Consider the following 12,145-nt stretch of genomic DNA (forward strand, 5'->3'; position numbering starts at 1 on the left):
CCCGCGGCGCCTCCGCTGCCTTTGCTTCCGTGAGCCGCTCGGCGGTGAGGGGGCGCGTGCGCCGCATGCGGCGGTGCGTTCGCGCCGCTTCGGGGCCGCGGGGAGTGGGGGACCTGCTGGGGTCCACGGGGAACGCGAGGCGGCGGCGCGTCCGTTTCGCCCGCACCCGGCCTCGGCGGCGGGCGTTCTCGTCAGCGAATCACCGTCCGGTGTGCGCGGGGCGGGCCGCGCGGCGGCGGTTGGCCGGATAACGCGCCTCCGGCCACCGTTTTGAGCCGCGCGCCCCGCGGGCGGGCCGGCCGTCACCCCGGCGGAGGTGCCGCAACGTGCTTCTCGAACCAGTGGTGCGCGTACGGCTCGTCGTTGAAGGCGGGCACCTCGCGGAAGCCGGCGGAGTGGTACAGGCCGATCGCGGCGGTGAGCGCCTTGTTGGTGTCCAGGCGCAGCACGGTGTGCCCCGCCCGGGCGGCCCGCGTCTCCAGCTCGGCCAGGAAGCGGCGCCCCAGGCCGAGGCCCCGCGCGCGGGGTGCCACCCACATGCGCTTGATCTCCGCCGGGGCGTCGGGCGGCAGTTTCAGCCCGGCGCAGCCGACGGGCTCGCCGTGCAGCCGGGCGACGAGGAACAGGCCGTGCGGGGGCCTGAGGGCGCCCGCGTCGGGCAGCAGGCTGTGGCCCGGGTCGAAACCGGTGTCGAAGCACGCCTGCATTTCGGCGAAGTACGACCGCAGGCAGTGCCGGGCGTCGGGGTGGTCGGGGTCGGTGGGCTCCAGGACCACGGTGGCGGCCGTCAGCAGGTGTTCGACCTCCGCCATGGCGGCGACGAGCCGGGCGCGCTGGTCCGCGTTGAGCGGTCCGAGCAGCGAACGGGCCAGGTCGTCGCTGCGGCCGTCGAGCGCGGCGCGCTCCGCGCGGCCGGCCTCGGTGAGCCGCACGGTCCGCACCCGCCGGTCCCCCGGCCGGGTCTCCACGGTCACCAGGCCGCCGGTCTCCAGGGCACGGAGCAGGCGGCTGACGTACCCGGAGTCGAGCCCGAGCCGCTCCCGCAACTGCCGCACGTCGCGGCCCTCTTCGCCGATCTCCCACAGCAGCCTGGCCTCGCCGACGGGCCGGTCGCGGCCCAGGTAACGGTCGTGGAGCACCCCCACGCGCGCGGTGACGGCGCGGTTGAACCGCCGCAACTGGTCGATCTGCGCTGCATCCATTCTCTGACTCTAGTCAGGTAACTTTCGGTGTGCGACCCCCGGCCCCGGGCCCGACCAGACGGACGCGAGCACGCGGTCGAGTGCCTTCGTACCGGCTGGTGCCCAGGTCGGCTTGCCGCCGGGGAGGCCGCGTTCGCCCGCCTGGCCGATGCAGACGAGCATCACTCCGAGCAGCACGGCCCATCCCCGTGCGCGGCGGATCGTCGCCTCGTCCGCGGGCGCGTACACCTCGAAGAAGCGGGTGTCCGCGCCCGCGGGCAGGAGCAGCCAGGCGGCCGCGAGGTCGGCCGCCGGGTCGCCGGCGCAGAGTTCGCCGAAGTCGACGATCCCGGCGAGAGTGCCGTCGGCGACGACGGTGTTCGCCGGGTGGAGGTCGCCGTGCAGCCATACCGGCGGGCCCGCCCAGCCGGGCGCGGCGAGGGCGTCGTGCCACACGTCGAGCACGGCGCGCGGCACGCGCGTGGCGACGTCCCGGAACTGGGCGTCCATACCCGCGATGTGTGTGCCGAGGGGAACGCTGCGCAGTCGGCTGGTGGGCGCGTCGGGCGGCGCCTGCCGGTGGAGGGCCCGCAGGAAGCCCGCCAGGGCGTCGGCCGCGTGGTGGCCCCGGCTGATCGGCGCGCGGTCGGCCGGCTCGCCCGGTACCCACGCGGCGATGGTCCAGGGCTTCGGGAAGCGCGCGGTCGGCTCGCCGAGCCGCAGGGGGACCGGCACCGGCAGCGGCAGGCGGGGGGCCAGGCGGGGCAGCCACGTGTGCTCCTTGCGGAGCAGGCCGGGGGCGCGCTCTGTGCGGGGCAGGCGTACGGCCAGTTCGTCGCCGAGACGCCACAGTTGGTTGTCCCAGCCGAGGGGTGCCGGGCAGAGGGCGAGGTCGGCGAGGTCCGGGTGCTGCGCCCGCAGGAGGGCACGCAGGCCGGGCTCGTCCAACTCGGCCTCGTCCACGTGGGCCGTCTCCCTGGTCGTCGGTTATCGGTCGGCCGGTTTACTGCCCGCCCCGGAGTGCGCCGACGGTGTCGGGGCTGGCGGGGGGCGGTGCGTGCTGGGTCGGTGGGCCGGGCGGGCGGTGGGCGGGCAGGAAGGCGGCGATGGCCAGGGCGGCGAGGGCGGCGCCGGCGCCGATGGCCATGACGACGCGGAAGCCGTTCTGGCTCGGCACGGTGGTGGCCCCGAGCGTGAAGGTCATCTGGGCGAGGACGACTGCCGCGACGGCGCTGGAGACGGAGGTGCCGATGGAACGCATCAGGGTGTTGAGGCTGTTGGCCGCGGCAGTTTCCGAGACGGGCACGGCGGCCATGATCAGGGCCGGCATGGCGCCGTAGGCGAGCCCGATGCCGGCGCCGATCACCGCGGAGACCAGGACGAGCTGCCAGATCGCCGACATGAGCACGGTGCCGAGTCCGTACCCGGCCGCGACGACGACGGCGCCCGCCATCAGCGTGACCTTGGGTCCGCGGGTGCGGGAGATGAGCGCGGACATCGGCGCGACGGCCATCATGACCAGGCCGGAGGGGCCCATGACCAGGCCGACGGTCAGCATCGACGCGCCCAGGCCGTAGCCGGTGGCCTCCGGCAGCTGGAGCAGCTGGGGCAGCACGAGCGACATCGCGAACATCGCGAAGCCGAAGACGGCGGAGGCGAGGTTGGTCAGCAGCACCTGGCGGCGCACGGTGGTGCGCAGGTCGACCAGCGGTTGGGCCGCGCGCCGTTCCCACAAGACCCACAGGACGAGGATGGCGGCCGAGGCGCAGAACAGGCCGAGGGTGAGCCCGCTGGTCCAGCCCCAGTCGCCGCCCTTGGAGATCGCGAGCAGCAGGCAGACCAGCGCCGCGGACAGCCCGGCGGCGCCGACCAGGTCGAAACGCCCGCCGCCGCGGACCCCGGATTCGGGAATGAGGAGCACCACGAACGCGGTGGCGAGTGCGCCCATGCCGGCCGCACCCCAGAACAAAACGTGCCAGTCGACGCGTTCGGCGAGGAAGGCGGACGCGGGCAGGCCGAGCGCGCCGCCGATGCCGAGCGAGGCGCTCATCAGCGCGGTGGCGGCGCCGAGCCGGTGGGGCGGCAGCTCGTCGCGCATGATGCTGATGCCCAGCGGGATGACGCCCGCGGCAAGGCCCTGGAGCGTACGTCCGACGATCATCGGTATCAGGCTGTCGCTGAGCGCGCCGATCACCGAGCCCGTGATCAGCAGGCCGAGGCTGACCAGGAGCATGCGCCGCTTGCCGTACATGTCCCCGAGGCGGCCCGTCACCGGGGTGGCGACGGCTCCGGCGAGGAGCGTCGCGGTGATCGCCCAGGCGGCGTCGGACGACGAGGCGTTCAGGAGCCGGGGCAGCTCGGGCACCAGCGGAATCATGATCGTCTGCATCAGGGACACGACGATTCCCGCCAGGGCGAGCACCGCGACGATGCTGTTGGCGGACTTCGTCGCGGCCGGGGGTGGCGTACTCGTCACCACTGGTGACCTCCGTGTCGGCGTTTAAGTCATGCGCTTGACGTAAAGGTAACAGGGCGCGTTCACTGGTCTCAGCCGCCGGTGGCGAAGGGAGCGCACGATGGAGCAGACGCACGGCACCCCGGCACGGGCATCCGGCAGGTCGGCGAGAGCGGACCGGGCCGGCGGCACCAGGGAGCTGATCCTCACCGTCGCGGAGCGGCTGTTCGCGGAACGCGGGGTGTTCGCCGTGTCCAACCGGCAGATCAGCGAGGCCGCGGGGCAGGGCAACAACGCCGCCGTCGGATACCACTTCGGCACCAAGACCGACCTGCTGCGGGCCATCGTGCGCAGGCACGGCGAGCGGACGGACACGCTGCGCGTGGCGATGCTCGACGAGATCGGCGACTCCACCGACGTGCGCGACTGGGTGTCCTGCCTCGTGCGCCCCGGCACCCGGCACCTGGCCGAGCTGGGCGCCCCCACCTGGTACGCGCGGTTCGTCGTCCAGCTGATGACCGACCCGCAGCTGCGGGACATCGTGGTCGACGAGACCTTCGGTCCCTCGCTGGAGCGGACCGTCGACGGGCTCAACCGCTGCCTGCCCGAGCTGCCCCTGCCCGTTCGCCTCGAACGCGGCGACATGGCCCGGCACCTGCAACTGCACATGCTCGCCGAGCGCGAACGTGCGCTGGCCGAGGGCACCCACACCGCCAGGCCGACCTGGGCGGAGTACGAGACCGGGATGATCGATGCACTGATCGGCCTGTGGCTCGCCCCCGTGACGCCGTAGCGCCGCGCGGCGGCATCGCCGCCGCCTGCGCGTCCGTGACCGCCGCGGGCGGGGCGTGCGCGTCGGGGCGCCGCCGGTGGGCGACGGCCCGTGCGGGTCACGCGCGGTGGGTGCCTGTCGCCACCTCGCGCGTCCGTGGCTCCGCCGCCCTGTCATGCTTGACGCACTACGGTCCCTCGGACACAGGAGTGGTTCGCGAACATGGCTGAGCAGATCCAACCGCTGGCCGGTGAGGTGGAAGCGGCAGTGCGTGCGGCGATGGCAGAGGTGCTGCCGCCCGAGCTCGCCGCGGAGGACCCGCTCGTGCGACGCTCCGACCGGGCGGACTACCAGGCCAATGCCGCCCTGTCGCTGGCCAGGCGCCTGGGCCGCAACCCGCGGGAGCTGGCGGGCGAGCTGCGCGACAAGGTGAGCGGGGCGGCGGCGCTGGCCTCCGTCGAGGTCTCGGGGCCCGGCTTCCTCAACATCACGCTGTCCGACGCGGCGCTGCTCGGCCGCCTCGCGGCCCGCGCAGCGGACCCGCGGCTCGGGGTGCCGGCCGGCCAGGCGGGGGAGACCGCCGTCATCGACTACTCGGCGCCCAACGTGGCCAAGGAGATGCACGTCGGGCACCTGCGTTCCACGCTGATCGGCGACGCCCTGGCGCGCGTGCTCGGCTTCCTCGGGGCCAAGGTGGTGCGGCAGAACCATGTGGGCGACTGGGGCACCCAGTTCGGCATGCTGATCCAATACCTGTTCGAGCACCCGGAAGCCGCGTGGCGCGGCAAGGAGGTCGGCCAGGGCGAGACCGCGGGCGCGGTCTCGGCGCTGGACGCGCTGTACCGCACCGCCCGGCAGGAGTTCGACGCCGACCCCGAGTTCAAGCAGCGCGCCCAGCGGCGCGTGGTGGCCCTCCAGGCCGGTGACGAGGAGACGGTGGCCGCCTGGCGGGAGATCGTCGGCGAGTCCGAGACCGCGTTCCAGCAGATCTACGAACGGCTCGGCGTGCTGCTCACCCTCGACGACGTGCTGGGCGAGTCGTTCTACAACCCGTGGCTCCAGGAGGTCGTGGACGAGCTGCGCGAGAAGGGCATCCTGCGGGACAGCGAGGGCGCGAAGGCCGTCTTCTTCGACGACCAGCCCGTGCCGCTGCTGGTGCAGAAGACCGACGGCGGCTTCGGCTACGCGGCGACGGACCTCGCCACCATCCGGTACAGCATCCGGGAGCTGAAGGGCACGCGGCTGGTCTACGTCGTGGACGCCCGCCAGTCGCAGCACTTCCAGATGATCTTCGAGACGGCCCGCCGGGCGGGGTGGCTCACCGAGGGGGTCCGGGCGGTGCACGCCGCGAACGGCACCATCAACGGGCCGGACGGCAGGCCGTTCAAGACCCGTTCCGGCGGCACGGTGCGCCTGGCCGACCTGCTCGACGACGCGCTGCGGCGGGCGCGCGAGGTCGTCGCCGAGAAGGACCCAGGACTCGGGGCCGAGGAGCTCGACGCCATCGCGCACGTGGCGAGCATCGGCGCGGTGAAGTACGCGGAGCTGTCCACCTCCAGGACGAAGGACTACTCCTTCGACGTGGACCGCATGGTCAGCTTCAACGGCCAGACCGGCGTCTACCTCCAGTACACGCACACCAGGATCGCGTCCATCATCCGCAAGGCCGGTGAACAGGGCGCGGAGACCGCCCGCTTCGACACCGGCCTCGCCCTGGAGCCGGCCGAGCACGCGCTCGCGCTGGAGCTCGACGAGTTCGGCGCGGCGCTCGACGCGGTCGCGGAGACGCTGGAGCCGCACCAGCTCGCCACGTACCTCTACGCCCTGGCGAAGGCGTTCACCACCTTCTACGAGTCCTGCCCGGTCCTGAAGGAAGGCGTGCCGGCCGGTGTCCGCGCCAACCGGCTCGCCCTGTGCGGTCTGACGCGCGAGACGCTGGCGCAGGGCCTCGCCCTGCTGGGCATCGAGGCGCCGGACCGCATGTGAGAACGGGCGCCGCGCCGTTCCGTACAGAACGCTGACCAGGCCGGACAGGTCGAGTCTTTCCGGGACGGCCGGCACCTCTTGCCCCGCGTCGCGCCGCACCAGCAGGCTCTGTGGTGCCGGGCGGTCGGGGGGCCGCCCGGCGGCCCCGGCCCGCGCTCAGCGATCGTGCGCGGCGCGGGCCGGCGCGGCCCAAAGGCGGCCCAAAGGCGCGGCAGAACGTGGGGGAACGGAAGAGAACGGGACGGGCAGGCCGGACCCCCCGGCCCCGGCCTGCCCCCTGCGGGCTCATCCCCCGTGTGTCGCAGGACTCCTCCGCGGCCCTGCGCTCACCGAGGACGTTAGGGAGATTCCGGGCCGCGGGCCACCGTTCACGGTGCGCAGAATCGCCCGCGGGCTGTGCACAGTGCACAAGTCGGCTCAGCCGGGGCTCGCCAGGTCACCGCTGATGCGCAGGGCGTGGACCACGTCGTGCACCCCGGCGCCCGTCGTCAACAGGTCGCGGTTCAGCAGGCGTTCGGCGGCCCGCAGGCGGGCGGCGACCGTGCTGCGGCTGATCCCGAGCCGGTGTCCCGTCCGCTGCGCGTTCGCGTCGGTCTCGATCCAGGCCCGCAGCGTGCCGCGCAGGTCCCGGCCGGCCGGATCGTCGAGGTCGCTGAGGACCGCCCCGGCCCAGGCTGTCGCCGCCGGGGTCCGCAGCAGCTCGTCGAGACCGGGCGCGTCCCGCCGCCCCGCGGCGCCCGGGTACGGGGGCGTGGGGTGCTGCGGGCCCGTGATGGACAGCGCGAGGGCCAGCGTGGCGCGCGCCAGGACGCTCTTCTGGCTGAGCCCCAGCGCCTCCTCGATGCGCTTCAGGTGGGCCGTGACGGTGTTGCGGCTGATCCCGAGCAGGCGCGCCACCCCGGAGTTGGAGAACGTCAGGGCCAGCCGCGTCACGTCGATCGTCAGCTTCGGGACGTCACTCACCGGCCCGAGGAACTCCGTGGCCCAGGCGAGCGCTGGCTCGCGCGGCAGGAAACGCTCCAGCGGCGCCTGCCCGCGGTACGCGGCGACGCGCCCCGGCATGCCGCGGGCGACCGCGAGCGCGTGGCGGGCCTGCTCGTACGCCGCGGCGGTCTCGGCCGGCGGATGCGGGTCGCTGATGCCCAGCGCGTAGCCGGGGTTGTCGTCGACCAGGCGGCGCAGTTCGCCCGCGAGGCGGCTGCTGCGGCCGGTGCCCTCGGCGGTCAGGCAGATCAGGTGGTCGTCGTAGACGGGGCAGCGGACCAGGAGGTTGCGGCCGTGGTAGCCCGCGGCGTCCTGGTAGCGGTCGGTCAGCCGCGTGCGGTCCGCGGGCGCGCAGGCGAGCAGCCGCACCCGGAGCCGGTCGGCGTCGAGCAGCGGGGGCGCGGCGCCGACCGTCATGCGGCGCGCCAGCGTCGGGTCGCCCGACATCAGCGCCATGAACACGGCGAGCCGCAGCCGGCCCGCCTTCTCCCGGTAGCCGCGGGACGCGGTCTCGGCCGCGCGCGCGGCCACCAGGGCGGCCAGCAGCGGAACGGCGTGCGAGACGAGTGCGGCGGCGCTCCGCGAGAGCACAGGCCCCGCGACGACCAGCACGGGGCGCAGCGGACCGCTGCCGTGCGCTTCGCAGCGCACCTGAAGGGTGCCGGACCGTGCCACCGCGGCGGCCATGCGCCCCGCGGCGAGCTGTGCGAGCACCGGGCGGACGGGATCGAGTGCGCCCGGCGGGAAGCCGGGCGAGGACAGGACGATGCGCCCGTGGCCGTCCAGCCAGGCGACGCGCGCGCCGGTCTCCGCGTCCAGCCAGTCGATCAGTGCCTGCGGCACGGTTCGCGGGTCGTGTACCGACAGGCGCCGCAGCTCCTCCAGTAGCCGGTCGGCCCCTGCCTCGTTCGGTGTCGGTGATGTCTCCATGCCCCCCTGCAATTCCTCCCCCTCCCCGGCGGCCGGCCTGCCCGGCAACGGGTCCGGCCGCCAAGCCTTCCGCGGTACGGGCGGCGTGCCCGCGGAATCCCGCCGGCAGAAATGCGGACCGGATTGACGGATTCCGCGGAGCGGCAGCGCCACCGTGGTACGGAGGGGCAGCGTAGTGCGATCCGGCGGGAATGCATAACGCGCCTGCGCGCGCTTGAGGTTCGCTCAAGCCCGGCCAAATCGCTTACCATCGGCGCCGGCTGTGCGACCGGTCACGGCGCGGACCGGATACGGTCCCGGCCGAGGCGGTCCGAAGCGCGGATTCCGGTCCGCCGCCCCGGCGTATCCGGCCTGAATTCCGCAGGCGTATTCGCGGCCGTTCCGCGTGCTATGCGCGAGGTATGCGCGGGGGGAATCCGAGCAAACGCTCACGGACTCGAGGAGCTGACCCGAGTGGGGAATCATGTCGGCGGCCGTGCGGTCGTCATGGGTGGGGGCATGGCCGGGCTGTTCGCGGCCCGGGTGCTTTCCGACGCGTTCACCGACGTCACGGTGGTGGACCGGGATGTACTCGCGGGAGTGGAGGGGCCGCGGCGCGGCGTGCCGCAGGGGCGGCAGGCGCACGGTCTTCAGGCCCGTGGCCTGGCGGTCATCGAGGAACTGCTGCCCGGGATAACCGAGGAAATGGTCAAGGACGGGGCGCCGCTCGGTGACATGACGGCGAATGTGCGGCTGATATTCAACGGGGAACGCATACGCAACTCGCCCTCCGGGCTGATGACCCTGACGCTGAGCCGTCCGTTCCTCGAACGTCACGTGCGGGCCCGGGTCCAGGTGCTGCCGAACGTCACGTTCCGCGAACGGCTGGACATCTGCGGCCTCGCGACCGCGGCGGGCGCGAGCCGCGTCACCGGCGTGCGGGTCCGGGCGGCGGGCGGGGGCGGGGGCGCGGAGGAAGTGCTGCCCGCCGATCTCGTCGTGGACGCGACCGGGCGGGGCTCCCGCACGCCGGTATGGCTGCGGGAATTCGGCTATCCCGAGGCTGCGGTGGACCGGCTCGACGTCCGGCTCGGCTATGCGACGCGCCAATACCGCATGGCCCGGGACACCCTGGAGCGGGACGAGTGCGAGATCGCCGTCGTCGCCTCGGTGGAGAGCCCGCGCGGCGCCATGTGCATCAAGACCGAGGACGACCTGCTCATGGTCGTCGTCAACGGCATGCTCGGCGACCACCCGCCGACCGACCCGGACGGCTTCCTGGAGTTCGTCCGTTCGCTCCAGGCGCCCGACGCCTACGAGGCGATCAAGGACCTCGACCCCGTCGGCCCCCCGGTGGGCCACCGCTTCCCGGCGAACCTCAGGCGCCGCTACGAACGGCTGCGCCGGTTCCCGCGCGGCCTGGTGCTGCTCGGCGACAGCGTGTGCAGCCTCAACCCTGCCTACGCGCAGGGCATGACGGTGGCCGCGCTGGGTGCGCTGGTCCTGCGCGACCACGTGGCGGACGGGCGGCTGCCGCGGCCCCGCCCGTACTTCCGCGATCTGGCGCGCCGGGCCGTCGGCCCGGCGTGGCGCCTGACGACGAGCGCCGACCTGGCCTTCCCCGGTGTGGTGGGGCCGCGGCCGCCCGCCGTGCGGCTCGGGCACGCCTATGTGCGGCGGCTCCAAGTGGCCGCCCGGTACGACGAGGAGGTGGCCAGGGCCTATCTGCGGGTGGTGGCCCTGGTGTCCCCGGCGTCGTCCCTGATGCGGCCCGCGGTCCTGCGGAGGGTGCTCCGCGCCTCGCGCGGCGGCCCCAGGGCGGGGCGGGCCGCCTGATCCCGCCCGCGTTCCGCGCCGGGAAAACAGACGGCGGTTGTTCGGTCGGGGCACGTGTGAAGAAAAACAGGATGGGGAAACAGACACTCGGTGACCACCGGGCGTGTACCGGTGGACGTGCGCCGGGGGGCGCTCGTTTGGCGCGATGAGGCAAGTACGCAGGTGAGCGAGGGGGCTTGTGCACGTGCATGCCGCCGGAGCCGGCCGGTGCGGCATGGGCGAGGCATTCGGTCCTGCCGTTCAACCGGGATAGGGCGGGATTTACAAACCGCATGAACGGTTTATTCTGGGAGGTTCCGACATCGGCACGGGACAAGGAGAGTTGACGGGCGATGCAGGAGAGATCCGGGCGGACCCGCCGTAGGTTATTGGCGGCTGCGGCCGAGGTGATCGACAAGTTCGGTTACGCCGAGGCGACGATGAGTGACATCAGCCGTTATGCCCAGGTGACGAAGGGTGCGCTCTACTTCCACTTCGCCTCCAAGGACGAGCTGGCCATGCAGGTGCAGCAGCGCAGTTGCGAACTGCTCACCGAGACGCTGAACGAGTTGCACGGCATCAACGGCTCGCCGCTCCAGACGCTCATCGACCTGACGCACGCGCTCGCCCGCTGGCTGTCCGGCGAGCCCGCGGTCCGGGCGAGCCTGCGCATCGGCCAGGAGCGTTCCGGGCAGGAGGAGCACGTCATCGACTACCACGTCACGTGCGTGACGGCCGCCTGGAGCCTGCTGCGGCAGGCGCGGGCGGAGCGTTGCCTGAACGAGTCGGTGACGCAGGAGGCCGCCGAGACGCTGGTGGCCGCCGTCGTCGCCGGCACCGAGGCGATGGCCTGGCGCGGGACGCCCGCGATCGAAGTGGCGGACCGGACGGCGGCGATGTGGCACCTGGTGCTGGCCGTCCTGGCCACCGAGGAGGCGCGCGCCGGACTGCGGACCGTGCCGCCCGCGGCGTGGTACGCGGCGGAAGCGGCGGAAGGCGTGCCCGCGCACGGCGCGCCCAGGGACGAGGCGTAACGGCGGCGGCCCGACGAGACAGGATACGTGCGGGCCGCCGAATCCCCCGGCGGCCCGCACGTTTACCGTCCCGGCCTTTTCGCGGGTATTCCCCCTTCGCCCCGGGATCAGAGAAAAGATGCTGATTCAGCGGTGCCAGGACATCGAGAAGAAAAGCAAATATCTGCCGCCTGATTGGGTCCAAAAAAGCACCATGGGAATCGGCCGGTGCCCGGGTACGCTGCTCCTCATGCAGAATGAACCGCGTTATCTGGAAGGCAAGGCCGTTCTCATCACGGGGGCGAGCAGTGGAATTGGTGCCGCGGCGGCCGGAGTGTTCGCGCGGCAGGGGGCGGCGGTCGTCCTCGCCGCGCGCCGGGAGGACAGACTCGCGGCCCTGACGGCCGGTTTACGAGCCGAGGGGGCCCTGGCGTCCTACGTGGTGTGCGACGTGCTGCGGCCCGGCGACGCCGCCCGCGCGGTGGAGGCCGTGCTGGAACGCCACGGTCGGCTGGACGCCTGCTTCAACAACGCCGGGGTGGGCGGCGACCGGGCGCCGCTGCACCTGATGGACGACGAGGTATACGACCGCATCATGGACACCAACGTCCGCGGCGTGTGGAACTGCATGCGCCACGAGATCCGCGCGATGCTGGAGCACGGCGGCGGCGCCATCGTCAATAACAGCAGCGTGGGCGGCATGGTCGCCATTCCGACGGCGGCTCCCTACATCGCCTCCAAGCACGCCGTCATCGGCCTGACCCGCGCGGCGGCCGACGAGTACGCGCGGCAGGGGATACGGGTCAACGCGATCGCTCCCGGGACGACGCGCAGCGAGATCATCGACGACTGGTTCGCGCGCAACCCGGAGATCGAACGGCAGGCGCACGCCTTGACGCCGCAGGGCAGGACGGCGGAGCCGGAGGAAGTGGCCGAGGCCGCCGCGTGGTTGTGCAGCGACAGTGCCTCGTTCGTCACCGGGGTGGTGATGCCGGTGGACGGGGGGTTCGTCAACCAGTGAGCCGGCCGA

The 12,145-nt window shown here is 73.2% G+C and carries 9 protein-coding genes; 5 read left to right on the forward strand and 4 right to left on the reverse strand.

Annotation, left to right across the window (positions count from 1 at the left end; all coding sequences use genetic code 11):
* Nucleotides 1-302: 302 nt before the first annotated feature.
* The 3 genes from STBA_RS27520 to STBA_RS27530 are packed head-to-tail and all read right to left on the reverse strand — an operon-like array spanning nt 303 to nt 3,657.
* Nucleotides 303-1,202 carry a helix-turn-helix domain-containing GNAT family N-acetyltransferase gene (locus tag STBA_RS27520; protein WP_077061780.1) on the reverse strand — a complete coding sequence of 300 codons (900 nt, stop codon included), beginning with the start codon at nt 1,200-1,202 and terminating at the stop codon, nt 303-305.
* Between the two features lie 9 nt (nt 1,203-1,211).
* Nucleotides 1,212-2,144, reverse strand: a complete 933-nt coding sequence (locus STBA_RS27525; RefSeq protein ID WP_077061781.1) for a phosphotransferase — start codon at nt 2,142-2,144, stop codon at nt 1,212-1,214.
* 40 nt (nt 2,145-2,184) lie between these two features.
* Entirely contained in the window at nt 2,185-3,657 is a 1,473-nt protein-coding gene (locus STBA_RS27530) for an MFS transporter (RefSeq protein WP_077063649.1), read from the reverse strand.
* Between the two features lie 100 nt (nt 3,658-3,757).
* Between STBA_RS27530 and STBA_RS27535 the strand changes: the two genes are divergently transcribed.
* A complete protein-coding gene (locus STBA_RS27535; protein ID WP_077061782.1) occupies nt 3,758-4,429 on the forward strand; it encodes a TetR/AcrR family transcriptional regulator in 672 nt (223 codons plus the stop codon).
* Between the two features lie 201 nt (nt 4,430-4,630).
* Nucleotides 4,631-6,394, forward strand: a complete 1,764-nt coding sequence (argS, locus tag STBA_RS27540; RefSeq protein WP_077061783.1) for an arginine--tRNA ligase — start codon at nt 4,631-4,633, stop codon at nt 6,392-6,394.
* 417 nt (nt 6,395-6,811) lie between these two features.
* On the opposite strand, the gene STBA_RS27545 is transcribed toward argS, so the two are convergent.
* On the reverse strand, nt 6,812-8,308 hold the full coding sequence (locus STBA_RS27545) for a helix-turn-helix domain-containing protein (RefSeq protein WP_077061784.1): 1,497 nt from the start codon (nt 8,306-8,308) through the stop codon (nt 6,812-6,814).
* A 453-nt stretch (nt 8,309-8,761) separates the two neighbouring features.
* Between STBA_RS27545 and STBA_RS27550 the strand changes: the two genes are divergently transcribed.
* The 3 genes from STBA_RS27550 to STBA_RS27560 all read left to right on the forward strand — a co-directional run bounded on the left by STBA_RS27550 (nt 8,762) and on the right by STBA_RS27560 (nt 12,136).
* Complete coding sequence (locus tag STBA_RS27550) at nt 8,762-10,123, forward strand: FAD-dependent monooxygenase (RefSeq protein ID WP_253195043.1); 1,362 nt, start codon at nt 8,762-8,764, stop codon at nt 10,121-10,123.
* A 332-nt stretch (nt 10,124-10,455) separates the two neighbouring features.
* Nucleotides 10,456-11,136, forward strand: coding sequence for a ScbR family autoregulator-binding transcription factor (locus STBA_RS38430; protein WP_079252204.1), 681 nt, complete (start codon nt 10,456-10,458; stop codon nt 11,134-11,136).
* Nucleotides 11,137-11,365: 229 nt separating this feature from the next.
* Nucleotides 11,366-12,136 carry a glucose 1-dehydrogenase gene (locus tag STBA_RS27560; protein WP_077063651.1) on the forward strand — a complete coding sequence of 257 codons (771 nt, stop codon included), beginning with the start codon at nt 11,366-11,368 and terminating at the stop codon, nt 12,134-12,136.
* Nucleotides 12,137-12,145 lie beyond the last annotated feature (9 nt).

Origin of the sequence: Streptomyces sp. MP131-18, from assembly GCF_001984575.1 — a bacterium.
Lineage (GTDB): Bacteria > Actinomycetota > Actinomycetes > Streptomycetales > Streptomycetaceae > Streptomyces > Streptomyces johnsoniae.